General features: G+C 62.0%; 19 protein-coding genes. 9 read left to right on the plus strand and 10 right to left on the minus strand.

What is annotated here, in order from left to right; translation table 11 throughout:
* Window positions 1-157: 157 nt before the first annotated feature.
* The 5 genes from prlC (at window position 158) to VWP12_RS08470 (ending at window position 6,449) form a co-directional block, all read left to right on the plus strand.
* The gene (gene prlC / locus VWP12_RS08450; protein ID WP_410473757.1) at window positions 158-2,218 is read left to right on the plus strand and encodes an oligopeptidase A; all 2,061 of its coding nucleotides are present in this window, start codon (window positions 158-160) and stop codon (window positions 2,216-2,218) included.
* The gene (locus VWP12_RS08455) at window positions 2,215-3,291 is read left to right on the plus strand and encodes an AI-2E family transporter (protein WP_410473758.1); all 1,077 of its coding nucleotides are present in this window, start codon (window positions 2,215-2,217) and stop codon (window positions 3,289-3,291) included. The genes prlC and VWP12_RS08455 overlap by 4 nt, the downstream gene beginning before the upstream one ends.
* The gene (gene trmB, locus VWP12_RS08460) at window positions 3,284-3,994 is read left to right on the plus strand and encodes a tRNA (guanine(46)-N(7))-methyltransferase TrmB (protein ID WP_410473759.1); all 711 of its coding nucleotides are present in this window, start codon (window positions 3,284-3,286) and stop codon (window positions 3,992-3,994) included. Before VWP12_RS08455 ends, trmB begins: the two co-directional genes overlap by 8 nt.
* A gap of 316 nt (window positions 3,995-4,310) precedes the next feature.
* Window positions 4,311-4,727, plus strand: coding sequence for a universal stress protein (locus tag VWP12_RS08465; RefSeq protein WP_410473760.1), 417 nt, complete (start codon window positions 4,311-4,313; stop codon window positions 4,725-4,727).
* Between the two features lie 57 nt (window positions 4,728-4,784).
* Window positions 4,785-6,449 (plus strand): BCCT family transporter, encoded by a 1,665-nt coding sequence (locus tag VWP12_RS08470; RefSeq protein WP_410473761.1) that lies wholly within the window; start codon window positions 4,785-4,787, stop codon window positions 6,447-6,449.
* A 130-nt stretch (window positions 6,450-6,579) separates the two neighbouring features.
* On the opposite strand, the gene VWP12_RS08475 is transcribed toward VWP12_RS08470, so the two are convergent.
* The 4 genes from VWP12_RS08475 to VWP12_RS08490 all read right to left on the minus strand — a co-directional run bounded on the left by VWP12_RS08475 (window position 6,580) and on the right by VWP12_RS08490 (window position 11,558).
* A complete protein-coding gene (locus tag VWP12_RS08475; protein WP_125198963.1) occupies window positions 6,580-7,293 on the minus strand; it encodes a 3'-5' exonuclease in 714 nt (237 codons plus the stop codon).
* Window positions 7,294-7,301: 8 nt separating this feature from the next.
* Entirely contained in the window at window positions 7,302-9,200 is a 1,899-nt protein-coding gene (locus VWP12_RS08480) for a DUF294 nucleotidyltransferase-like domain-containing protein (RefSeq protein WP_410473762.1), read from the minus strand.
* A gap of 166 nt (window positions 9,201-9,366) precedes the next feature.
* Entirely contained in the window at window positions 9,367-10,440 is a 1,074-nt protein-coding gene (locus VWP12_RS08485; protein WP_410473763.1) for a porin, read from the minus strand.
* A gap of 119 nt (window positions 10,441-10,559) precedes the next feature.
* Window positions 10,560-11,558 (minus strand): ChaN family lipoprotein, encoded by a 999-nt coding sequence (locus VWP12_RS08490; protein ID WP_410473764.1) that lies wholly within the window; start codon window positions 11,556-11,558, stop codon window positions 10,560-10,562.
* 461 nt (window positions 11,559-12,019) lie between these two features.
* Between VWP12_RS08490 and VWP12_RS08495 the strand changes: the two genes are divergently transcribed.
* Complete coding sequence (locus VWP12_RS08495) at window positions 12,020-12,304, plus strand: RNA recognition motif domain-containing protein (RefSeq protein WP_125198966.1); 285 nt, start codon at window positions 12,020-12,022, stop codon at window positions 12,302-12,304.
* Between the two features lie 99 nt (window positions 12,305-12,403).
* Here the strand turns inward: VWP12_RS08495 and VWP12_RS08500 are convergent, their stop codons facing one another.
* From VWP12_RS08500 to pepN, 4 genes are all read right to left on the minus strand, one after another.
* Window positions 12,404-13,105 (minus strand): class I SAM-dependent methyltransferase, encoded by a 702-nt coding sequence (locus VWP12_RS08500; RefSeq protein ID WP_410473765.1) that lies wholly within the window; start codon window positions 13,103-13,105, stop codon window positions 12,404-12,406.
* Between the two features lie 76 nt (window positions 13,106-13,181).
* Window positions 13,182-14,207, minus strand: coding sequence for a flagellar motor protein MotB (gene motB / locus VWP12_RS08505; RefSeq protein ID WP_410473766.1), 1,026 nt, complete (start codon window positions 14,205-14,207; stop codon window positions 13,182-13,184).
* 27 nt (window positions 14,208-14,234) lie between these two features.
* Window positions 14,235-15,089 carry a flagellar motor stator protein MotA gene (gene motA / locus VWP12_RS08510; RefSeq protein WP_125198969.1) on the minus strand — a complete coding sequence of 285 codons (855 nt, stop codon included), beginning with the start codon at window positions 15,087-15,089 and terminating at the stop codon, window positions 14,235-14,237.
* A gap of 36 nt (window positions 15,090-15,125) precedes the next feature.
* Entirely contained in the window at window positions 15,126-17,783 is a 2,658-nt protein-coding gene (pepN, locus tag VWP12_RS08515; protein ID WP_410473767.1) for an aminopeptidase N, read from the minus strand.
* A 202-nt stretch (window positions 17,784-17,985) separates the two neighbouring features.
* Between pepN and rdgC the strand changes: the two genes are divergently transcribed.
* The 3 genes from rdgC to VWP12_RS08530 all read left to right on the plus strand — a co-directional run bounded on the left by rdgC (window position 17,986) and on the right by VWP12_RS08530 (window position 22,038).
* Window positions 17,986-18,876: a recombination-associated protein RdgC gene (gene rdgC / locus VWP12_RS08520; protein WP_410473768.1), complete on the plus strand. Its 891-nt coding sequence runs from the start codon at window positions 17,986-17,988 to the stop codon at window positions 18,874-18,876.
* A gap of 172 nt (window positions 18,877-19,048) precedes the next feature.
* On the plus strand, window positions 19,049-20,434 hold the full coding sequence (gene purB / locus VWP12_RS08525; RefSeq protein ID WP_410473769.1) for an adenylosuccinate lyase: 1,386 nt from the start codon (window positions 19,049-19,051) through the stop codon (window positions 20,432-20,434).
* A 185-nt stretch (window positions 20,435-20,619) separates the two neighbouring features.
* Complete coding sequence (locus tag VWP12_RS08530) at window positions 20,620-22,038, plus strand: HDOD domain-containing protein (protein WP_410473770.1); 1,419 nt, start codon at window positions 20,620-20,622, stop codon at window positions 22,036-22,038.
* 31 nt (window positions 22,039-22,069) lie between these two features.
* On the opposite strand, the gene queG is transcribed toward VWP12_RS08530, so the two are convergent.
* Both queG and crcB read right to left on the minus strand, forming a co-directional pair.
* Window positions 22,070-23,161 carry a tRNA epoxyqueuosine(34) reductase QueG gene (gene queG, locus VWP12_RS08535; protein ID WP_410473771.1) on the minus strand — a complete coding sequence of 364 codons (1,092 nt, stop codon included), beginning with the start codon at window positions 23,159-23,161 and terminating at the stop codon, window positions 22,070-22,072.
* On the minus strand, window positions 23,158-23,538 hold the full coding sequence (gene crcB, locus VWP12_RS08540) for a fluoride efflux transporter CrcB (protein WP_410473772.1): 381 nt from the start codon (window positions 23,536-23,538) through the stop codon (window positions 23,158-23,160). Before crcB ends, queG begins: the two co-directional genes overlap by 4 nt.
* Between the last annotated feature and the right edge of the window lie 19 nt (window positions 23,539-23,557).

Raw genomic sequence — 23,557 nt, forward strand, 5'->3', positions numbered from 1 at the left:
AACGGTTTCGGCCTTCAACGGAGACGGCTTGATTGAATTCACGCAAACGCATTCAGCGTAGTCGCATCCCCCACCACATGCCACGCACCGGCCGGGCGATCGGGCAAAAATGCTAATCTGAGCGGCCAATCGCAAAATCATTCGTCGAGAGTCACGCATGTCCAATCCCTTGCTGGATACCCCGGAGCTTCCGGCCTTCGATCGCATCCTGCCGGACCACGTCGAACCGGCCATCGATCGCATCCTCAGCGAGAACCGGGCCGCCATTGCCGAGCGCCTGGAACAGGGCGCTCCGTTCACCTGGGAGAACTTCGTCGCCCCGATGGAGGCACTGGAAGACCGGATCGATCGTGCCTGGTCCCCCGTCAGCCACCTCAATGCGGTGGTCAACACCCCGGAGCTGCGCGCGGCCTACGAGGCCTGCCTGCCCAAGCTGTCCGACTACTCGACCGACCTCGGGCAGAACGAGGCCCTGTTTGCGGCCTACCGGGAGGTCAGCGAGCGAGACGACTTCCAGACGCTATCCGTTGCCGAGCGCCGAGTGGTGGAAAACGCGATCCGCGACTTTCGTCTCGCCGGGGTTGACCTGGAGCCGACCGCAAAGGAGCGATTCAAGACGCTCAAGAGTCAGCTGTCCCAATTGAGCACGCGCTTTGCCAACAACCTGCTGGATGCCACGACCGCCTGGTCGCTGGACATCGAGGACGAGTCGCGCCTCGCCGGTTTGCCGGAATCATCTCGTGCCCTGTTCCGTCAGGCGGCCGAAAACGCCGACCGGCCGGGCTGGCGCATTACCCTTGAGATGCCCAGTTTCATCGCGGTCATGACCCATGCCGAGGACCGCGACCTGCGCGAGACGCTCTACGAGGCGTTCGTCACGCGCGCCTCCGAGGTCGGACCGCACGCCGGGCAATGGGACAATGGTCCGGTCATGGATCGCATCCTGGAGATCCGCCACGAACTGGCGCAATTGCTCGGATTCGACAATTACGCCCAGCGTTCGCTGGAAACCAAGATGGCCGGCAACCCGGCCGAGGTGCTCGAATTCCTGCAGGAGTTGGCCCAACAGGCCGTCCCCAAGGCTCGCCAGGAACTGGCCGACCTGCAGGCCTTCGCCGAGGAAGTCGGCGGTCCCGAATCCTTGCAGCCCTGGGACCTGGCCTTCTACGGCGAGAAGCTGCGCGAGGCCCGCTTCGCGATCTCCCAGGAGCAATTGAAGCCCTACTTCCCCGCCGGTCGGGTCGTCGAGGGACTGTTTACCGTGGTCGGGCGCCTGTTCGGCATCCAGGTGCGCGAGCGCGACGACGTGCCGACCTGGCACCCGGACGTGCGATTCTTTGAAATCGAGGACCGCGAGGGCAAGCCACGTGGTCGCTTCTACCTCGACCTGTACGCCCGGGCGCACAAGCGTGGTGGCGCATGGATGGCGGGGGCGATCCAGCGGCGCCGGCTGCCGGACGGGAGCATCCAGCAGCCAGCTGCCTTCCTTACCTGCAATTTCACCCCGCCGGTGGGCGGTGATCCCGCGCTGTTGACGCACGACGAGGTAACTACACTCTTCCACGAGTTCGGCCATGGCCTGCATCACCTGCTGACCCAGGTGGATGCAGCCAGCGTGTCGGGCATCAGCGGGGTCGCCTGGGATGCGGTGGAACTGCCCAGCCAGTTTCTCGAGAACTGGTGCTGGGAACGCGAGGCGCTCGACCTGTTCGCCCATCACGTTGATACCGGCGAGCCGCTGCCGGCGGCGTTGTTCGATCGCCTGCGTGCCGCGCGCCAGTTCCAGGCCGGTATGCAGATGGTTCGCCAACTGGAGTTCTCGCTGTTCGACCTGCTCCTGCACCAGGACTTCGATCCGGCAACCGGTGCGCGCATCCAGGACACCCTCGACCAGGTGCGCCAGTCGGTGTCCGTGATCCAGCCCCCCGCCTACAACCGCTTCCAGCACGGTTTCGCGCACATCTTCGCCGGTGGCTACGCCGCCGGTTACTACAGCTATAAGTGGGCCGAGGTCCTCTCGGCAGACGCCTGGTCGCGCTTCGAGGAAGACGGGGTGTTCAACGAGCGCGCCGGATCGGATTTCCTCGTCCACATCCTCGAGCGCGGCGGCAGCGAGGACCCGATGGCCCTATTCAAGGCCTTCCGTGGACGGGAGCCGAGCATCGAGCCGCTGCTCAAACAACACGGCATCGCCGCCTCCGAGGAGGCGACACGATGACCCCTGATGCCATCCACACGCACAAACCGAGCGCCCTGACTTGGCTTCTGGGGGCAGCGGCCGTGTTCATCCTGCTGGCCGGGCTGAAGACCGTCAGCCATATCGTGACGCCGTTTTTACTGGCGGCCTTTCTCGCGATTATCAGCGCCCCACCGATGGCCTGGATGCAGCGTCATGGCGTCCCGGGACTGGTATCGATCCTGTTCCTGTTCTCGTTGGTGGGCATCGCCTTCTTCCTGCTTTTTCTCGCCCTGCAGGGAGCGGCCGAGAGTCTGGCCAATCAGGCACCCGCCTACCAGGCAAAGCTTGCCGGCTGGCTCGAACAGATACGTACGATGCTCGCCGAGCGTGGCGCGCCGCCCGAACTGCTGCCAGCCCAGATCCCGTTGCCGGCGACCAGTACCATCACCGGCACGGCCACCGGCATCGCCACGGGTCTGGGCCAGTTCACGGCCAGCACCTTGCTCGTGCTGCTGGCCTTCATGTTCCTGCTGCTCGAGGAGCGTACGCTGGCCCACAAGCTGGCCGCGGCGTTTCCGGGGCGCCGCCGGGCACGCGTACGCACGCGTCGGTTCCTGCGCTCGGTCTACCGCTACCTGTTGATCAAGACCGGGGCCAGTGTGCTCACCGGCCTGCTGGTGGGCGTTGGCTTGAGTTGGCTAGGCATCGATTTCGCCATTCTCTGGGGCATTCTCGCCGGCCTGCTCAACTTCATCCCCACGATCGGCTCGTTCATCGCCGCAGTGCCCGCCCTGCTGGTCACGGTAGTCAGCGGCTCGCCGCTGGATCTCCTGCTGGTCGGCACGTTGTACCTGGTGGTCAACATCACCATCGGCAGCATCCTCGAGCCCCGTCTGCTCGGACGCACGCTCGGGCTTTCGCCGGTAATCGTGCTGATCTCGCTCCTGGTCTGGGGTTGGGTCTTCGGGCCGATCGGAATGCTCCTTGCCGTTCCGCTGACCATGATCGCCAAGCTGGCGCTGGACTCCAGCCCCCAGACACGCTGGGCGGGTATCCTGTTGAGTGACCGCGTTCGTCGCCAACCGGTTGCCGCGACCACCCCCGATGACTGAACCGGGTGAGCCGACGCCCAATCTGACCGGCAGTGTCTCCGCAGTGGTGGACACTCCATCGCGGCAGGTAACCTCGAGCCAGACGGCGCCGCACGATGACCTGGAACGGCAGCTGCTCCGGCATGCACAACGACCGTTCGCAAAGCCGATCGCCGCTTACAACCGCGAGGCTTTCGACTTCGTTGCAGGCCGACTGGCATCAATCGAGCGACCATTGATACTGGATTCGGGCTGCGGCACGGGCGACAGCAGCCGGCTGCTTGCTCACCGCTACCCGGATCACTGGGTCGTGGGCGTGGACCGATCCGCCGACCGGTTATCGCGCCAACGCGCGGACACCCCGTCAAACTGCCTGCTGATTCGGGCCGATCTGGTCGATTTCTGGCGCCTGGCCCACGAACATAACTGGGAACCGGTTCACCACTACCTGCTCTATCCCAACCCGGAACCCAAGCCCCGACATCTTAAGCGGCGATTTCACGCCCACCCGGTTTTCCCCACCTTCGTCGCCCTGGGGGGCCGGATCGAGTCACGCAGCAACTGGCGGATCTACCTGGAGGAGCTGGCACAGGCCTTGGCGTTCCATGGGCGAGCCAGTCATATCGAGACCATCCCGGCCGACGAGCCGCCCATGACGCTATTCGAGCGAAAATACCGGGCAAGTGGTCAAGCGTTATGGCGTTTGATCAGCATCGATAAATAAAACGTTTGATTATCAAAAAACCGCAGGCTTCATGCGGCTCCGCCGGGACGGCATTTCAAATAGCCATACTATTTTTTTGGCATTTAGTATTTCCTGATGGCGGACAGATTTGACAAGGCCGCTACCCTGTCCACTGGCAGTTACGAAATACCCCCGAGTTCGCAGAGCTTGTGGCCTGTGCCTATACTCGGGCGTGTCTTGAAGGCCGCTCTGCCGAAAGAGAATCAATTAAGGGTAGTGGCGGCCATTAAACGTCTCGTTCATGAAACAGGCCATTGGGCCTGCACTCATGGGAATTCCAGGAGGAGCCGATCGCATGTACCAATCGATAATGGTCCCGGTGGATCTCGCGCACCTCGACGCGCTGGAGAAACCGTTAACGGTGGCAGCCGACATGGCACGCCACTACAACGCCCAACTCTGCTACGTGGGTGTCACCACCTCCCAGCCCAGCTCGGTGGCCAGAACCCCCGAGGAGTACGAGCAGAAGCTCCAGGCCTTCGCCCGGGAGCACGCGCCGGACAACGGCCAACCACCGACGGCTCGCGTCTACAACAGTCACGACCCGGTGACCGACCTGGACGACATCCTGCTCAAGGCGATCGACGACGTCGGCGCCGATCTGGTGGTGATGGGCACGCACCTGCCGCACCACATCGACGCGATCATGCCGGCCAACGGCAGCAAGGTCGCCGCGCACTCGAACGTCTCGGTCTTCCTCGTTCGGCCCTGAACGCCCGACGATCAAACGAACTGACCTGGTCAACCAGAAACCGACGGAGAGACACACGTGGACAACAAACCCGATAACGCACCGGACACGCATAGCGAATCGGTCGGCGTCCCCGCACCCGAAGGGGCGGCAAACCTAATCGATACCGATTACAAGATCGGGCAAGACAACTACCAGGCCGCGCCGATGGGCGTGAACATCGACATCCATGGCGCGGTGTTCGCCTTTTCCTCCCTGATCATCCTGGCGTTCGTCGTGCTGACGCTCGCCCTGCCCGACCAGTCGACCGCCTGGTTCGATGGCGCCAAGAACTGGATCAACAACAACATGACCTGGTTCTTCCTGCTGGCGGCCAACATCTTCGTCGTCTTGAGCCTCGTCCTGATCGTCACGCCACTGGGCAAGATCCGCATCGGCGGGGCCAACGCCACGCCCGACTTCAGCTACCTCGGCTGGTTCTCGATGTTGTTCGCCGCGGGCATGGGCATCGGCCTGATGTTCTACGGCGTCTCCGAACCGCTTACCCACTACGGCACCGCGCTGGGTGGCACAAGCGTGGGCGAAGACGGCCTGCGGACCGATTGGGCACCGCTGGGTGCGGCCGCCGACAATCCCGCGGCAGCCTACAGCCTCAGTATGGCCGCCACGATCTTCCATTGGGGCCTGCACCCGTGGGCGATCTACGCCATCGTGGCGCTGTCGCTGGCGATCTTCGCCTACAACAAGGGCCTGCCGCTGACGGTCCGCTCGATTTTCTACCCGCTGCTGGGCGAGCGCATCTGGGGCTGGCCGGGCCATCTCATCGATATCCTGGCGGTATTCGCGACCCTCTTCGGCCTGGCGACCTCGCTTGGCATTGGTGCCCAGCAGGCATCCGCCGGTCTGAGCCACCTGTTCGACATACCGGGCGGCACGACCACGCTGGTACTGCTGATCACCGGCATCACCGCGGTGGCCATCGTGTCCATCGTGGCCGGTGTCGACAAGGGCGTGAAGCGGCTGTCCGAGATCAACATGGTGCTGGCGTTCCTGCTGCTGATGTTCGTGATCTTCGTCGGCCCGACGCTCCTGATCGCGACCGGGTTCTTCAAGAACCTCGGCGCGTACGTCACCGAACTGCCGTTCCTTTCCAATCCGTTCGCCCGCGACGACGCCAACTTCAGTCAGGGCTGGACCACGTTCTACTGGGCCTGGTGGATCAGCTGGTCGCCGTTCGTCGGCATGTTCATTGCCCGGGTCTCCCGCGGTCGCACGGTGCGTGAATTCCTGGCTGCCGTGCTGCTCGTGCCGTCGACCGTGTCGGTGCTGTGGATGACCGCCTTCGGCACCACCGCCATCGAGCAGCTGAAGAACGGTTTTGAAGGCGCCAAGAACTCCGACCTGCCGGTCCAGCTCTTCGAAGTGCTGAGCCAGCTGCCCTTGGCCGAGATCACCTCGTTCATTGGCATCGTGCTCGTGATCGTGTTCTTCGTGACCTCGTCGGATTCCGGTTCGCTGGTCATCGACACCATCACCGCCGGCGGCAAGATCGACGCCCCCAAACCCCAGCGTGTGTTCTGGGGCGTGATCGAGGGCGCGATCGCGATCGCCCTGCTGGTGGGTGGCGGCCTCGCGGCACTGCAGTCCGCGGCCGTCGCCGCGGGCCTGCCGTTCACGGTGGTCCTGCTGGTGGGCTGTTATGCCATCGTCAAGGGACTGATGAGCGAGCCCCGCGGTAAATGATGGACTGAGGTCCGATCTTATTGACGGCGAACTGGAACTGGCCGTCATCCATAGCCCAAAACCAGAAAGGCGGCCAATCGGCCGCCTTTTTTTCGTGCTCAGGCACAAATCATTTCAGTCTCGCGCTAGGTTATTCCCAAAGCTCACTCACGGGCGTATCGGGTGAATAGTGCCTCGCGATCTGCGCCTGCAGCAGCTCGGCGGTTGCCAGCGCGTCAATCTTGGCGTGGTGTGCCGAGTAGGTTGGCAAGCCGTAGCGTGTCCGGGTGTCAGACAGCCGGATCGACGTACGCGCCCCCAGCAGCATCCCCTTGAGACGGTTCCATCCCCCTTGGCGCACCTCACGGGCCTCGATGCTCATGGTGTCGATCAACGGAAACAGGCAGCGTTCACCGCGACGAGCCTGGACGGCGGCATCCAGGAACGGCCGTTCGATCCCGCGAAAGTGGACGACCACGAGGCAGCCCGCCAGTTCGGCCAGCAACTCGTCGAGGATCTCGTCGAGATCCGGTGCGTGGGCGACTTCGGCATGCGTAATCCGATGGAACCGGATCGAGGCCTCGTCCAGCGGCCGTTGCGGACGGACGACCCAGTAACGCCCCGCCGACGGGCGGATTCGTGTCAGGTCGAATGGCACCAGGCCGATCGACACGATGGCATGGCGATGGACGTCCATCCCGGTGGTCTCGAAATCCAATGCCACCAGCGGCACGTCACGTATGGGAGACTGTGGTGCCGGCACCCCCGCCGCGTAAAACATCCGCAGCGCCGGATCCTGACAACGCTTGGACTGGTCGGCAAAGAAAGCGGGCCAGGTGGATTCTTCTTGTTGTGGGTTCGACATGGGGACGATCAGCGACTGGGCATCGGGTAACGAAACCTCAGGAATTTCTGTGCGTTGCTCAACACGTGAAAGGCATCCTTGAGGTTGTGGCGTTCGCCATCCGACACGTTCTCCGGTTCGATGTTGTTGTCGGGCGCGTGGTGATGCTTGAGATCATGCGCCTGGTGCCGGATGCGGACCATCGAGATGAACTCCAGCGCGTAACGCAGCTTGTCGGCCTGGCCTGCCGGCAACGAGTTTGCCTGGACGATATCGTCGAGGCGATCGAACGAAGTCTGCGAACGCGAACCGACCGCCAGGGCATGCACACGGATGACGTCCACCAGCGGCGCCGTGCCACGCCGTTTGAGATTGATGGAATTGTTGTGCTGCCCGTCCTTTTCCATGACGAAGGTCCGGAAAAAGCCCAGCGGCGGCGTGCGATTGAGTGCATTGCGCGCCAGGGCGGCAAGAAACAACGGGCTTTGACTGGCGCGTTGCGCGATCAGATCCTGTAGCTGCTCGACGAAACACTCCTCCCCGTGCACGGCCTCGAGGTCGAAGAAGATCGAGCTGTGCAACAGTTTTTCCGGATCCGGCTTATCGATCCACTCCTCGAAGTAACGCCGCCACACCGACAGCGGTTGGCGCCACTTCTGGTTGGTGCCCATGATCCCGCCGCTGCAATAGGGATAACCGCAGGCATGCAGGCCGTCGCTCACGCGTTTGGCCAATGCAGCGAACCACGCATCGTGCTGCTCGGGATCGAAGGAATCATCCAGGATCAGGGCGTTGTCCTGGTCCGTGGCGATGGTCTGATCGTTTCGCGCCATCGAGCCATTGACCATGAAGCAATAGGGCACCGGCGGTGGACCCAACTCGGCCTCGGCCAGCTCGATCAGACGCCGGATAAGACTCCGGCCGATGCTGGACATCGCCTGGCCAATCATTTGAGAAGTTGCGCCGTCATCCACCAGCCGCACGAAGGCAGCGCGCACGTCCGGCATCAACCGGGCCAGGCCCTTGACCGATCCCTGATTGAAGATGTTGCTGACCAGATACAGGCTGCTGTGCGTTTCGTAACGCACGATATCCGACAGATGCACCACACCCACCGGGCGACGCCGATGTAGCACCGGCAGGTGGTGAACGTTGTTGCGCAACATCGCGAGCATGGCCTCGTAGACCGACTCGTCCGACTGGATAGTTATCAGCCGATCATGCTTGATCTCGGCAAGCGGCGTTTCTCCCGACAACCCGGCGGCCAGGACCCGGCCGCGCAGGTCCTGGTCCGTCAGGATGCCGGTCAACCGCCAATGGCCGTGTTCCTCACCGGCAAAGGCACGCTCGTCCCCCTCCTCGGCCGGAGACAGCAACAGGATCGACGAGACGTGATGCTCGGTCATCAACCGTGCCGCCTCATGCACTGAGGCATTTTCCTCGATGTTTACTGGAGCCCGGGTCAGCAAGCGGCGAACGCGGCTGACCATCAGGTCGTTTTCGCGCTCGTTCTGTTCCACCGTGGCCTGGAGACGAGGACCAGACAGCTCGACAAAATCGGCAAACTGGTCGTCTTCCTCGCAGAGCTGGTCAAAGACGTCCGCCGGGATCAGGTAAATCAGCGTGTCCTCGATGGCGCGAACCGGGAACCGCACTCGGCGATTGTGCAGGAGGCCGGTGTGACCAAAGATATCGCCCTCCCCGATCCGGTTGTACAACTCGCCGTTGTGGCGATAGACCTCGACCGCCCCGCTACGGATGTAACGCAGCGTGTCTATCGGCTCGCCGTACTCCTGAATCATCGAGCCTTCACGGTAATAGGCCACGTCCGTGCGGGCGGCAATCTGGTCCAGCCATTTCCGGTCGAGTCGGTCGAACGGCGGGTAGTGACGCAAGTGTTCGCTGATTTCCTGGACTTCCGCTTCCATCACTCGTCTCGCTACGATTCAGAATTATCAGGGCAAGTCTGGCACCCGTGAGCACGTTATGACAGTGGACTCAGACAAAAAAAAATGCCGGCGACCCAACTCAGGGCTACCGGCTCATGTGTAAGGAATCATTGCTGATTTAAAGTAAGCGGGATTTCCTTAATGATCAGAAGTCATAACGGAAGCCAACCGATACAGTCTGCCCACCATCTGCGGCCCAAAGAGTATCCGAAGCGCCACCGCGACGAGTCGTGATGGCTGCGGTTTCCTCTTCATAGTAGTACTCAGCGAACACCTTCAGGTCTTCCATCAACTGGTAGTCGTAGCCAGCGTGGAAGACGTTTTCACCATATTCCGGCACATCCGCGACCATGCCTTTAAACGTGTGCTTGCCAATGGCATACGAGGCGAAGAGATTGACTGCGGTATCACCGTCCTCGCCATAACCGTCATCCGTGTCACTGGAAAAACGTTCAGCCTTGGCACCGACATAGATGGAACCATCTCCCACGTTCTCGATGGTGTGCATCAGTGAAAGTCCGTAAATGCGAGTGTCGTCTGGTCCACCCAAATCATCCATGCCGGCGGAAAGCGTTGTCTCACCGAGGGTATAGCTGGCAGTCAATTGGTAACGATCGTCGGGATCGCCGTCGCTGTCCAGATTGCCGCCCTCATGACTGTATCCACCGGAAAACGAAAAACCCGACCAATCCGGGCTGTAGTACGCAAGCGTATTATTCCGACGAAATGCCGTATAGGTTGCAAAGCCGCTGTAATAGGTGGAGAACATATCCACCGGGTAAGCGATCGCGTTGTAGTAAGGCAACCAATCCTGACCGTAGGCCAGAGTGCCAAAATCACCGGATATGCCGACCTTTGCTATCCGCAGGTGATCCCACAGCTGCCCCTCATCATGCGCAGCGGTATCATTTTGCTCGTAGGGGCCTTGAACTCGAAAATTCGCTAGATCCAAGCCGGACTCCACGTGGCCGAAGAAGGTGACGGCTCCGGTGTCGTAGCTTGCCTTCGCTCCAATGCGGGAATAAGCATCCCGGAAGCCGAAATAATCGTCTTCAACCGAGTTGTCGTCGGGATCGACGTATTCACCCTGCATGCGGATGGAGCCATAAAAATCAAAGTCAAATGCGCTGGCCTCCTCGCCTGAAGAAGACTCAGCCATGCCACTGACTGGAAGCCCCAGGGCGAATGCCACGGATGCTGCGAGTAAACTCTTCTTCATCGTCACTTCCCTCATTCATCGTTGTTTATCAACGGCTCTGATCGTTTTATTTTGTGGCCGAGGCCACCGTAACATGGGGTGCAAGCCCCTGAATCTGACTCTCTCGGGCTCTGCCGACGTCAGTTTCGTTGCTCTTGTTCTCGGGCTGGCGCGCAAGGATCCTCCCGGGATACTTCCGGCATGATCAATCGTAGGTCGAACGCGTCGTCCGTTCCGGGGGGGGCACTCAAATGATTTATCGGCACCATGCCGACGGACATGACGTCCAAACGTGTCTTTTCCGCCACCTGGTCCAACCAATACCCAACGCCCCGATCCAGCCGGGCGTGCTGGTTGCCCATCACGGCAATGATCTGGCGGTCGGGGTAGGCTTCCCGTGCGGCCATGATCGCCTTGGCCATCAACACGTCGCGTGCGACCTGCGCCCGAACCATGCGGCTGGACATGTCGGCCGGTATCTCCTGACAATGCGATTGCTCGAGGACCTCGACCAAACCGCGCTGCTGCTCGGTCGGCAGGGACAGCTCCGGGGCAATTTCATCGACCCATGCGCGCGCGTCGGCATCCAACTCGCCACGCCAGCCGGCACCGTCTGCCATGGCCACCGCCATGGCCTTCTCTCGCGACAGGTTCAGTGGCCAGAGCGGCACTCGGCGTTCGGTTGCCCAGTCGAACAACGGGCCGTAGTGTTCCCACCCCCAGCCGTCGAAATCGAACCCACCCGCTTGGGCTCGCGCTCGACCGTTTTCAAAGCTCTCGGCATTGAGACGATCGATCTCGCCGTCCCCGCCCTGATCGAGTTGTTCGAGGGCCAGCACGAGCGGAGCGTTTAAAGCATTAAGAAGCTCGATCTGTCGCCGATGGATAGGCTGGGAATCATGAACTTCGCCGAGGAGAATCACGGGGGCATCACGCAAGCGATCCAGTGCCTGGTCATCCGTGACACTCTGACCCTGGAGATCCCACCAGCTACCAACAAGCGTTGATGCCTCAGCCCGAGCGCAGGAAAACGCCAGCAAAACGGCAAGCCCACAAAGCAGAGGCACAATTCGGGAAACCATCCGGCGAAACCGGACCACCACTGGAGTCAATTTGTCCGGGGATGCCATCGGGTCCATGCGTGACAGATCGACTCCTTTCAGCTGGGGCATAGAGTGGGCGGGCAAAAGCAATTTGAACCGGAGCTTAGTAAATCGAGGGCGATTTGCCTCACGTGCAACGCCCTCACCCTGATTTAAAGGGGGAAATACCTGATTCAAAGGTACCGATAGTGGAACGATTGCGCGTTTCTGTCTAACCATCGGAAACCGCCCAGCGGCGGACCTGATGCACCCCAAACATTCCAAAGGGGCTCTCCAAAGGCGGCTGACGCAGGAAAATCACACACCATTAGATCCACTGAAAACACTGCTTGCGTTCGCGCCCGAATCGTTTACTGTCAATCGGATGAAGGGTCCGATCCCTGCCTGGCGCAAGCTTGGTGTGGTGAGTTCGTTACCTTCATCCGACCGGGGTGGATGCGTGCTGAACACCCCGGCCGGTCGCCAGATCAGCACGGTTTTGAGAGTTTGTTTTCGAGATGATCAATATTTACGTGGGCAACCTGCCCTACTCCCAGGATGATCAGGGCCTTCAGGCCGCCTTCGAAGCCTTCGGCGAAGTCAAATCCGCCAAGGTGATCAAGGACATGGCCACTGGTCGTTCCAAGGGCTTCGGCTTTGTCGAGATGACCGACAAGGACGCCGGCATGAAGGCCATCGAAGCGCTGAACGATACCGACATGGACGGCCGCACCGTTCGTGTCAACGAAGCGCGTCCGCGCGAGCGTACCAACGACCGCGGTGGTTTCGGTTCGCGTTACTAAGACGCCCTCCGGGAGATGACGAAAAGCCGGCCATTGTGGCCGGCTTTTCTGTTTCTGGTTGATCGAGTGCCGCCCTAGCCGGCGATCGCGAGTTGCCGTTCACTCGGGTTCAGATATCGTCGATTGCCGCGGCAGTCGGGGATAACGATACAAGTCGAACCGCCCCGCACCGATCAAGGACTCGGCCTCGACCCCAGGCACCTCGAAGGCCAGCGAGTACAGGGCGCCCTCTTCGGGCAACTCGCGTTGACACTTGCGCCAGATCCGCAACATCGGTTCGGGTGAAAGAAAGGTGAATACCGCATCCTGTTCACGCCATGACACGCGCCAAAAATCACGGAACATCACCTGGCAATTCGACAGGTGACGGCAGCGCCATCGAGCCAGCAAATAGAGCAAAGGCGCGGTCTCAAAGCCGGTAAATTGCGTCTCGGGAAAACGTCTGGCCAAGGCCGCTATCACGTGGCCGTCGCCGCAGCCCACATCGGCCAGTTGACGAAGACCGCGTTGTTGAATTTCCTCGGACAATGCCTCGATCACCGCCGTCCCGGAGCGATATAGCGGCACCCGGTGGCGAATGGCGTTGAACTGAATCAGCAACAGGATCACGGCCGCGGCAAGGAACCAGCCCGGATGGATCTGTAACCCACCCCACATGACCAGCGGGGCCACCAGCAGCACGCCACGCCACCACGGCGGCAACAGGCGCCACCCCATCAGCATGGCCAGCACGCCGGCTAGCAACGCGATTAGCCACGCGTCCGGCATTTCACCCTGCCACTGCATCCAGACCCGCGACATCAAGAGACTCGCCAATATTGCGAGTGCCAGAATGGCAAACCCGATCAACAGGGCCAGATGACGACGCACGGTGAGATTACGGACTGGTTTCGGCGTCGGTCGGGCTGGCGGCATCGGGGGTGTCGCTCACCCCGGTCGCCTGGCCCGCGGCGCCCATCGGACGATCAAGGAGATCCTCGACATTCACCCCGCCCTCTCGAGAGGGTTCCAGTATTCGGCGGGTTGCAGACTCCCTCATCACCGTCATCGAGATCCGACGGTTCTGCGGGTCGAGCGGGTCCTCGGCAACGAACGGCAAAGCGTCCGCCATACCAATAACCTGCAGGAACTTGTCTTGCTGGTACCCATACTCCGCCAGTGAGCGACGAGCCGAATTGGCACGTTCAGCGGACAACTCCCAGTTGCTTCGCTCTTCCCGACCGAAGGGACGAGCGTCGGTATGACCCTCGATCGACAGGCGGTTGGGCATATCGTTTAACACCGGTGCCAGCGAATGCAGTATCTCGTCGGCATAACCCTGCAGGTCATCGGATCCCAACTCGAACATCGGGCGGTTTTCCTTGTCGATGATCTGGATACGCAGACCATCGCGGGTAATGTCGAGTTTTATCTGGTCCTTGTAGGCCTTGAGCGCGGGATCGACCTCGATCAATGACTCCAGGCGTTCCTTGAGCTCTTCGATCTGTTCACGTTCCAGCGCCTGGATCTGCTCCTGGATCTCTTCCTGGGTCATTTCCGACGGGTCGGCCGTCTTGTCCTCCGACCTCGTGTCCCGCTTTTCTGGGGTCGGCTTGTCGCCGGCCTGTACCTGGCCTTGCTCACGGGTGAGATCGTCGCCACCGCCATCGATCAGGCTTTCGCTCATGCCCGCGCTGTTACCACCCTCAAGTGTCACCTTGGTCGGGTTGGAGAAATACTCCGAGATACCCTTGAGTTCTTCCTCTCCCATGGAGCCCAGCAGCCACATGAGCAGGAAGAACGCCATCATCGCGGTCACAAAATCGGCATAGGCAATCTTCCAGGCACCACCGTGATGACCACCGTGGCCCTTCTTGACCTTCTTGATGACGATCTGTTGGTTTTGATCCGGTTGTTCGGCCACCGTGTTTCTACCCCGTCCTCAACCGGTTCACTTGTTTTCCTTTAGAAACGTCTCGAGTTCCGTGAAGCTCGGCCGATCAGAGGAAAACAACACCTTGCGACCGAACTCGACCGCCACCTGCGGCGGGTAACCGTTCATGAACGCAATCAACGCCGCCTTGATGCTTTGCTGGTACTTGGTCGAGTCGTTGATCTTGTGCTCAAGGTTGTTCGCCACCGGGTTGACGAAGGCGTAGGCCGCGAGAATACCGAGGAACGTCCCCACCAGTGCGGCGGCGATCAGTTTGCCAAGCTCCGACGGCGGCAGGTGGACCGACTCGAGGGTATGCACCACGCCGAGAACCGCGGCAACGATACCGAAAGCCGGCAGGGCCTCGCCCAACTTGGCTATCGCCGAACGAGGCAAGTCAGCCTCTTCGTGGTGGGTATCAATGTCCAGGTCCATCAAGTTGTCGATCTGGTGCACGTCGAGCGTACTTGAGACCATCAACCGCAGGTAATCGGTAATAAACTCGACGGTGTGATGGTCCTTCATCACGGTGGGAGCACTCTTGAACAACTCGCTGTTTTCAGGGTCGTCAATGTCCTCCTCGATCGCCATCAACCCCTCTTTGCGCGCACGAGTAAATATCGTGTAAAGCAGCGCAAGCGTTTCCATGTTGAGCTTCTTGCCATGACGCGAGCCCCTAAAGGCCGTGCCGAAACCGCCCATGGTGGCCTTGAGGGTTTTCGGCGAGTTGCCTGCCACCAGCGCCGCTGCGGCGGCCCCGAAAATAATCAGGTATTCGATCGGCTGGAAGAGAATGATCAGGTGCCCACCGGCGAGCATGAACCCGCCGATCACACTTGCCAGCACCACGAGCCAGCCAATTGCAACCATCATGGTCTAATCGTCTCCAATTCACGGATCATTATTATTTTATTTCAGCGCCTTACCAACAATTTCTGCCAGATCGGGTGAACAATCGGGGCGATCCAGCATGCGCTCGAGTTCCCCTCGCATCCGATCGGCACGCCCGCCATCATATCGGCGCCAGCGACTGAACACCGTCGCCATTCGGGCGGAGATTTGCGGGTTGAAGCCGTCGATCTCAATGATCTTGTCGGCAACCCAGCGATATCCTGAACCCGTCGCGGCATGAAACGCGACCGGATTGCCCCGCGAGAACGTGCCGACAAGGGCACGCACCCGGTTCGGATTGCGGATCGAAAACGCCGGATGCGCCTCGAGTGCCGCCAATGTCTCCATGTCATCCGGGTCGACGATCCGTGCCCGCAAGGCAAGCCACTTGTCCATGACCAGCGGGTCGTCTTTCCACTCGTTGGCGAAGGCCTCGAGCGCCTCGTCACGTTCAGCGGTCGCCCGCAGCGACAGCGCCGTTAGCGCGTTGAAGCGCTCCGTCATGTTGTCGGCTTCGCGGAATTGCTCGGCCGCAAGGCGACGCCAAGCCGGGTGATCGAGCGCATTCAGATACGACAATGCCTGCGCGCGCAATGACCGGCGGCCGACATCCACCCCATCGAAACGGTAACTTCCCTCGACGGCGAGCTTCTCGAACACCAGGACCAAGGTCTGGGACCACTCATTGGCCAATTGCTCCCGCAATTCGACACGCGCCTGGTGGATAGCATCCACCGGCACGTCCTGCGTGAACTGCTCGGCGATGTAATTCTCGCTCGGCAGCGTCAGGCACTCGGCGACAAAGCGCGGATCGGCACTTCCCTGCGTGCCCACCGCCGAGTGCAGTAATCGCCCGAAGGCCTCGCTCAAACCGTCGGGCAACCGGGTTTCCGGCCACTCTCCATGTTCCTCGGCGTCACGCACTCGTTCGACCAGTGTCTTCATCACCAGGCGCTGGTAGGCATCCCAGCGATTGAATTCATCGGTATCGGCACCGGCAAGCAACGCCAGATCCGCGGCATCGTAATCGTGTTCGATCTTGACCGGTGCGGTAAAACCGCGATTGAGCGAGAGCACCGGCAATTCGGACCCGCCCGGCAGGGAGTAACGTCGGGTTTCCCGTTTCTTCGCCAGCACCTGGGTCAACGCTTGTTCGCCGTTGCCGTCCGGGCTGCCGAGTGCAACCGGTTGGCCGTCACGGTCAAAGGCCGCCAGCCCAAGTGGAATCAGGAACGGCTCGTCATCGTCCTGCCCGGCGACCTTTGGGACCTCCTGCTGGAAGTCGACCACCAGCTCGTCACCTTCCAGGCGTTTGCTCACACGTACGATCGGCGTCCCCGCCCGGTCGTACCAACGTCGGAACTGGGCGGTATCGAAATCCGCCTGCTCGGCCATCGTGTCGATGAAGTCCTCGATGGTGACTGCCTGACCGTCGAAACGCTCGAAGTAGCGGTCGGTGCCACGGCGAAACGCGTCCCAGCCGAGCAGGTTGTGCCACATCCGCACCACTTCAGCGCCCTTGTTGTAGACGGTTGCGGTGTAGAAATTGTTGATCTGTTCGTATTCCTTGGGCTGCACGGGATGGGCCTGCGGACCGGCATCCTCGGGGAACTGAACCTGGCGGAGCAGATTGACCTCTTCGATGCGCTTGACGGCCCGTGACCCCATGTCCGCCGAGAACTCCTGGTCGCGAAACACGGTAAAACCTTCTTTCAGCGACAACTGGAACCAGTCACGGCAGGTCACCCGGTTACCGGACCAGTTGTGGAAGTATTCGTGGGCCACGACCGACTCGATGCCCTCGTAGTCGTGGTCGGTGGCCGTCTCCGAGCGAGCGAGGATGAACTTGGAGTTGAAGACGTTCAGCCCCTTGTTCTCCATCGCGCCCATGTTGAAGTCGTCGACCGCGACGATATTGAACACGTCCAGGTCGTATTCACGCCCGTAGGTCTCTTCATCCCAGACCATCGACTTGATCAGCGAGCGCATGGCGTGATCGCAACGATCGATGTTGTGGGGCTCCACGTAGATCCCCAGGTCGATCGTCCGGCCCGAGCAGGTCGTGAACTGATCGTGGATCGACTTGAGGTCACCCGCGACCAGTGCGAACAGGTAGGAGGGCTTGGGGTGCGGGTCTTCCCAGACGGCCAGGTGGCGGCCGCCCTCGAGATCGCGAGACTCGACGGGGTTGCCGTTGCTGAGCAGCACCGGACAGCTCGACTTGTCGGCAATCAACGTCACCCGGTAACGACTCAGCACGTCGGGCCGATCGGGGAAAAACGTGATCCGCCGAAAGCCTTCAGCCTCGCACTGGGTGCAGAAATTCCCGGATGACTGGTAGAGCCCATCGAGCGTGGTGTTGTCGACCGGGTCGACACGGCAGACCACGGTCAATCGGCACTTATCCGGCAAACCGGTGATCGACAAGCCGTTATCCCGCTCGTCGATCTGGTCCTTGGCCAACGGCTCACCGTCGAGCTCGATCGATTCGAGCGACAGCTCGTCGCCGTCCAGCCACAGTGGCTCGTCGTGGGCCCCGTTGCGCCGGATGGTCAGGGTTGACTCCACTCGGGTCCCGCGAGCGGCCAGCTCGAAGGTCAGGTCGACATGGTCAATCAGGTAGTTCGGCGGGCGGTAGTCGGCGAGGCGGACGATATGCGATTGACGTTCGGTCATGGTGGCCTTGTAGATAACAGCAAAAATAGAGTTTCAAGTCTCGTGAGCATATCAGGAACCGAATCAATTCCGTGCCCGCGGCCTGCGAGCAATGCCCCAAAGCAATGACTCTGGGCATCAGGCATAATGCGCCCCGACCTGACCCCGGTAGACCCGCCGCGGGTTTTTCATTTGCCAACCGTTTATCGGAGTCGCCGACGCCATGCTTTTTTCCCAGATTGCCGCCTTCGACCTGGCCGACTGGCCGGAACCGTCGCTGGATACGCTATCCGAACAGCTGGCCGAGAAGCGCTTTGCCCCTACCCTGTCGCAGCAGGTCGAATCCATGGGCTGGGCCCCGGTAGTCGCCGAGGCACTGGCCATCGAAACCGACGGGGCCTTCGGCTTGTTGTTCCGCCGCGAGGAACGCGCCGTGCCGCCGCGGGTGATTCAGGACCACGCGGCCAAGAAACTGGCCGAGGAGTCCGGCGAGCGCGAACCCTCCCGCGACGAACTTCGCCAGGCCCGTGAGAAGGCCCTGCTGGAACTGTTGCCACAGGCCTTCCCGCGACAGGCGGAGACCCGGCTGATCATCGACGCGCGCAACAAGCAGGCGTGGCTGGCCAACGCCGGCGAGAAGCGCAACAGCCAGATCAATTCCCTGCTCCGCGAGACGCTCGGCCAGTGGCGCGTCACCCCGGCGTTCGGCTCCGAGGAGCACGGTAGCCGATTGTCGCGCTGGCTGCTCGAGGGCCCGCCGGCCGGCTTCGAGCTGGGCGACTCGGCCAAACTGCTTGAACCGCGCGACGGTGGCAGCATCACGGTCACTCGTCTGGGCCTACCGGACGAGAACGTGCTGGCCCACTTGCGCGACGGCATGACAGTCGAGCAGCTTGAACTCGTCTGGCGAGATCGGCTGCGGTTTACCATCCGGGCCGACGGCGCGCTGACCAAGGTGAAGGCGCTCGATACACTCGATGACGAGTTCGACGACGATGGTCTGGACGATCCGGCGACCCGCCTCGAGGCTGAGCAACGCCTGACGCTCGACGTGTTGCGTGAACTGACCCGTGTGCTGCACGAGGCCCTGGCCCGGCCCGATGCCACAAGCTGACCGATACGAGTAACCCGGGCGCCTTGCCACAAAAGGTTGGCGCGCTCGCCCGGGCGGCACCAGGCTGCATTTGGCTAGCCCGGCTGCCGATCGCATAATCACGAACCAACCCGTTGAATTCGAGCCTCTTGCCTCTTCTCGGCTCGACCAACCGATTTTTACAGGAACGCGCATGACCGACTCCGCCCAAGCCGCCTTCGCCCTGACCGCCGTCTCCCCGCTCGACGGCCGCTATGCCCGCCACACCCGTGCGCTGACCGAGTGCTTCAGCGAGTACGCGCTGATCAAGTACCGCGTGCTGGTGGAAGTCGAGTGGTTCAAGGCACTGGCCGACGAGCCCAAGATCGCCGAGGTACCGGCGCTGAACGACGAGGACCGGGCCTCGCTCGACGCCATCGTATCGGAGTTCAAGGTCGAGTCAGCCATGCGGGTCAAGGAATTCGAGGCCACCACGAATCACGACGTCAAGGCGGTCGAGTACTTTCTCAAGGAGCAGGTCGCCGATCATCCGCGCCTGGCCTCGATCAGCGAGTTCTTCCATTTCGCCTGCACCTCCGAGGACATCAACAACCTCGCCTACGGCCTGATGCTCGCCAAGGCGCGCGAGGAGGTCGTCCTGCCGGAGATCGACGGGCTGATCGACACACTGCGCAGGATGGCCCACGAGTGGGCGGCCGTTTCCCTGCTCTCGCGCACCCACGGGCAACCGGCCTCGCCATCCACCATCGGCAAGGAGCTCGCCAACGTGGTCGCGCGCCTCGAGCGCCAGCGCGCCCAGATCGCCGACGTCAAGCTGATGGGCAAGATCAACGGCGCGGTGGGCAACTTCAACGCCCACCTGGCCGCCTACCCCGAAATCGACTGGCCGGGCTTCTCCAAGCGGTTTGTCGAGGGGCTGGGTCTTACTCACAACGCCTACACCATCCAGATCGAGCCGCACGACTACATCGCCGAGCTGTTCGACGCGATCGAACGGGCCAACACCATCCTGATCGATTTTGCCCGCGACATCTGGGGCCAGATCGCCCTGGGGCACTTCAAGCAGCGCCTGGTCGAGGGCGAGGTTGGCTCGTCGACCATGCCGCACAAGGTCAACCCGATCGATTTCGAGAACGCCGAAGGCAACCTGGGCGTGGGCAACGCGGTCATGGGTCATCTTGCCCGCAAGCTGCCGATCAGCCGCTGGCAGCGTGACCTGACCGACTCCACCGTCCTGCGCACCCTGGGCGTAGGCATCGGTCACTCGTTGATCGCCTATCGCTCGATGGCCAAGGGCCTGTCCAAGCTCGAGATCAACGCCGACCAACTGGCCGCCGAACTCGACGGCAACTGGGAAGTGCTCGGTGAAGCCATTCAGACGGTCATGCGGCGCTACGGCGTGGAAAAACCGTACGAAAAGCTCAAGGCACTCACCCGCGGCCAACGGGTTGACGGCCCGGCCATGCGCGCATTCATCGAGGGCATCAACGAGCTGCCGCCCGAGGCACGTGAGCGGCTTGCCGCGATGGCGCCGGCGGACTACGTCGGCAATGCCAAGGTAATGGCCGAACGGATCTGACGCCGGCGGTTGGGCATTGGACACGCGGGGATGCCAGTCTGGGCGAGGAGCCCGCTCTCGATCCGATCAAGGCTGGGGTAAGCCACCGGCTATTGCGCCCGGCGCGAAAAGCCCGCAATGTGGCGCTGATGGCCATGGAGTGACGTCCAGCGACTGGGTTTAGGGACTACGTGGGGGAAGCCGGCATGACGCTGCCCGATAACTGGAGCGAGTACCTGCTCGATCACCCGTTGCCTGTCCGGCGGGCGATTCATCAGGGCATGTGCCGGGAACTGCTGAGCGAATCTCCTGATTTCCCGCGACTGGTCGGCTGGCTGCGGCGTGACCCGGCGGCTGCCAGCTTCGTTCTCGGCGCGGCGGCCAGTGGTCAGCGCAAGCGCGAACGCAGCGCACCACACAACCTCGAGCACGCCCTGTCGCTTCTGGGCAGCAACTGGGCACGAAACCAGTTGACGCAACTCCCTATCCTCGAGAACACCCTGACCGACGAGGCGCAGCGGGCCGGCTACCTGGCCGCGTCCTCTCGAGCCATGCGTGCCGCGCGCCTGACCGAAACCTGGCTGATCGAGCGCCGCGAAACCGGCCATGACATGGTCTCGGTCGCCGCCCTGCTCCACAACCTGGTCGAACTCGCCCTGTGGCGTGACGCCCCGGAGCTGGCCCGACAGGCATTGGCGATCGCGCGAAAAAGCTTGATCGATTTCACGCAGGAACACGCGGAAAACGGCAGTCTCGACCGCTGTTTCTCGGTTGGCCGCGCCTTCGAAATGGTCCTGGGGGAGGCTGGCATCGATCTCCTCGCACTGGAGACGGCCTTGACCGAGCGTTACTACCTGCCGGTCATGCTTCTGGCCGAGGAGGCAAGCATTCCCACCCTCGGGGCCCACCACGAAGCCATTCTCGTGCTGGCTCGCCGCCTCGCCTTTGCCAGCGAGTTCGGCTGGTATCACCCCGTGATCCGACGCCTGACGATCAGCATTGCCGAGCAGCTCCACCTGTCCCCGCAGGCAGCCTGGCGCGTGACGGTCAAAAAGACCCTTACCGATGCCCGTGAATTCACCGAGATCCCGCTCTATCACCCCGGTCACCTGCTCGTTCAGCAGGACGACGGTCGCGACCTGCTCTGGCCGCTGACTGCCGACTACGGGCTCGACGATGGCGATAACGGCTGCCACGCCAGTGGCACGGCCAATCGAACTGCGCCCTCGGCCACGCCGGGACGTCTGTTGGGCGACACCATCCGGCAACTGAGTCGGCTTGAGGGCGTCGAGGAGATCGCGCTCTACGAAAATGGCGAGGACAGCCAGTCAAAGCGACGCTTCCACTGGAGTCGTAACGGGGAGGTGGCGCTCCCGGATCGACTGGCATTGGCCCAATCTCCGCTGCTCTCCCGCCTCCAGTCGCGCCTGGAAAGCCTGGGTATCGACGCGCAGAATCTCGAACGCCTGGCCCCTCACCTGGAGCCAAGTCTGGGCCAGGCCGCGCAATCGGGCCTGGTGATTGCCCCGCTGGCCGTCGACGGTGCGTTGATCTCGACCCTGTTCGTCCGGGGTCCTCGGGGCGAGCAACAGCGCGAAATCCTGGCAGTACTGGACCGCGGCTGACGATCCACGGCATGCGTTTTGCCGCGGCCAGTTAGTTCGCCAGCCGCGCCAACGCCCAGTTAATGTGTCGATCGACCTGATCGCCCGCCTCCCCCAATCCACCACGCAAGACCGCCAAGGCGGCCGGGACGCGCGGATGCCCTGCCGGCAGGTTACCCAGGGCGACGGCCAGGTTGCGCCGCCACCGCCGCCAACCGATACGCCGAATCGCCGAGCCTTCCGTGCGCGTCAGGAACGTCTGTTCGTCCCAGCCGAACAGCTCGACCAGGTCCGGCGCATCCAACCCCTGCCTGGCGTGAAAGTCCGCGTCGTCGGTCGTCCGGGCGAATCGATTCCACGGGCAGACCAACTGGCAATCGTCGCAGCCGTAGATCCGATTGCCCATCAATGGACGGAGCGATTCCGGTATGTCGTCGTGCGACTCGATGGTGAGATAGGAAATGCAGCGGCGCGCGTCGACCACGCCGTCGGCGACGATCGCCCCGGTCGGGCAGACGTCCAGGCAGGCCGTGCAACTGCCGCAATGCGGCTGCACGGGCTCGTCGACCGGAAGGTCGATATCGAGAAAGAGTGCACCGAGGAAGAACCAAGACCCGCCGGAACGGTTAAGCACCAGCGAGTGCTTGCCTTTCCAGCCTACCCCCGCCCGTTCGGCAAGGCCGGTCTCGTAGACCGGCGCGGAGTCGCAGAACGCCCGGTAAGTGAACGGCCCGACCGACTCGCTGATCCGCTGGGCCAGTTGCGCCAGGCGCTTGCGTACCAGCTTGTGATAATCCCGACCCAATGCGTATCGGCTCACATAGCCCAGCGCCGGCTCGCCCAGGACTTTCGACGGGCCGAGGGATTCAGGCGGCAGGTAGTCGCGCGTGACCATCAGTACCCGACGAGTCCCGGGCACGAGTTCCTCGGGGTGAAAACGCATCAGGCCATGACGCTGGAAGAACCCCATCGTGCCGGCGTGTCCCTCCGCGAGCCAACGTTCAAAACCCGCCTCGTAGGCAGACAGGTCGGTATCGGTTACCCGCGCCTCGGTAAAACCCAGTTCGGCGGCCCAGTCCCGGATCGATTCCTTGAGTCGCTCCGGCGAGAGCCGAGTCGTCATGTCATCCCGGGAATCGGTCATCCGGCGAGGCGCTCGCCCAGCAACATCCCGCCGCGCGCCGCCACCAGACACAGGGTCACCGTCGCCACCACGTACAGGCCGGCCCAGAGCCACGCCTGGCGCTGCATCAGGGCCAACGTGTCGATGGAGAAGGCGGACATGGTGGTGAACGCGCCGAGAAAGCCGGTCAGGATCGCGAGCCGATACTCGAGCGGCATGTGCCAGCGTGTCAGCAGCCAGACCCCGAGGAATCCCATCAATCCCGAGCCGATCACGTTGACGCTCAGCGTGCCCCAGGGGAAGGCACGCCCGCCGAATTGCGTGATCGCGGCAGTCAGACCGTAGCGGGCCATGGCGCCAAGGCCGCCGGCCAATCCAATCAACAGATACAGTTTCATTCCAACCAGCATTCTCCAG

Origin of the sequence: Guyparkeria sp. TX1 (assembly GCF_046523965.1) — a bacterium.
In the GTDB taxonomy this organism is placed as follows: domain Bacteria; phylum Pseudomonadota; class Gammaproteobacteria; order Halothiobacillales; family Halothiobacillaceae; genus Guyparkeria.

What these genes read in the sequence shown, in the direction of transcription:
- VWP12_RS08455 (WP_410473758.1), top strand. Translation starts at nt 2,215, where the DNA reads ATGACCCCTGATGCCATCCACACGCACAAACCGAGCGCCCTGACTTGG.
- VWP12_RS08530 (WP_410473770.1), top strand. Translation starts at nt 20,620, where the DNA reads ATGACGCTGCCCGATAACTGGAGCGAGTACCTGCTCGATCACCCGTTG.
- queG (WP_410473771.1), bottom strand. Translation starts at nt 23,161, where the DNA reads ATGACCGATTCCCGGGATGACATGACGACTCGGCTCTCGCCGGAGCGA.
- VWP12_RS08495 (WP_125198966.1), top strand. Translation starts at nt 12,020, where the DNA reads ATGATCAATATTTACGTGGGCAACCTGCCCTACTCCCAGGATGATCAG.
- VWP12_RS08485 (WP_410473763.1), bottom strand. Translation starts at nt 10,440, where the DNA reads ATGAAGAAGAGTTTACTCGCAGCATCCGTGGCATTCGCCCTGGGGCTT.
- crcB (WP_410473772.1), bottom strand. Translation starts at nt 23,538, where the DNA reads ATGAAACTGTATCTGTTGATTGGATTGGCCGGCGGCCTTGGCGCCATG.
- pepN (WP_410473767.1), bottom strand. Translation starts at nt 17,783, where the DNA reads ATGACCGAACGTCAATCGCATATCGTCCGCCTCGCCGACTACCGCCCG.
- VWP12_RS08500 (WP_410473765.1), bottom strand. Translation starts at nt 13,105, where the DNA reads ATGTCGCGGGTCTGGATGCAGTGGCAGGGTGAAATGCCGGACGCGTGG.
- prlC (WP_410473757.1), top strand. Translation starts at nt 158, where the DNA reads ATGTCCAATCCCTTGCTGGATACCCCGGAGCTTCCGGCCTTCGATCGC.
- trmB (WP_410473759.1), top strand. Translation starts at nt 3,284, where the DNA reads ATGACTGAACCGGGTGAGCCGACGCCCAATCTGACCGGCAGTGTCTCC.
- purB (WP_410473769.1), top strand. Translation starts at nt 19,049, where the DNA reads ATGACCGACTCCGCCCAAGCCGCCTTCGCCCTGACCGCCGTCTCCCCG.
- VWP12_RS08490 (WP_410473764.1), bottom strand. Translation starts at nt 11,558, where the DNA reads ATGGACCCGATGGCATCCCCGGACAAATTGACTCCAGTGGTGGTCCGG.
- rdgC (WP_410473768.1), top strand. Translation starts at nt 17,986, where the DNA reads ATGCTTTTTTCCCAGATTGCCGCCTTCGACCTGGCCGACTGGCCGGAA.
- VWP12_RS08465 (WP_410473760.1), top strand. Translation starts at nt 4,311, where the DNA reads ATGTACCAATCGATAATGGTCCCGGTGGATCTCGCGCACCTCGACGCG.
- VWP12_RS08480 (WP_410473762.1), bottom strand. Translation starts at nt 9,200, where the DNA reads ATGGAAGCGGAAGTCCAGGAAATCAGCGAACACTTGCGTCACTACCCG.
- motA (WP_125198969.1), bottom strand. Translation starts at nt 15,089, where the DNA reads ATGATGGTTGCAATTGGCTGGCTCGTGGTGCTGGCAAGTGTGATCGGC.
- VWP12_RS08475 (WP_125198963.1), bottom strand. Translation starts at nt 7,293, where the DNA reads ATGTCGAACCCACAACAAGAAGAATCCACCTGGCCCGCTTTCTTTGCC.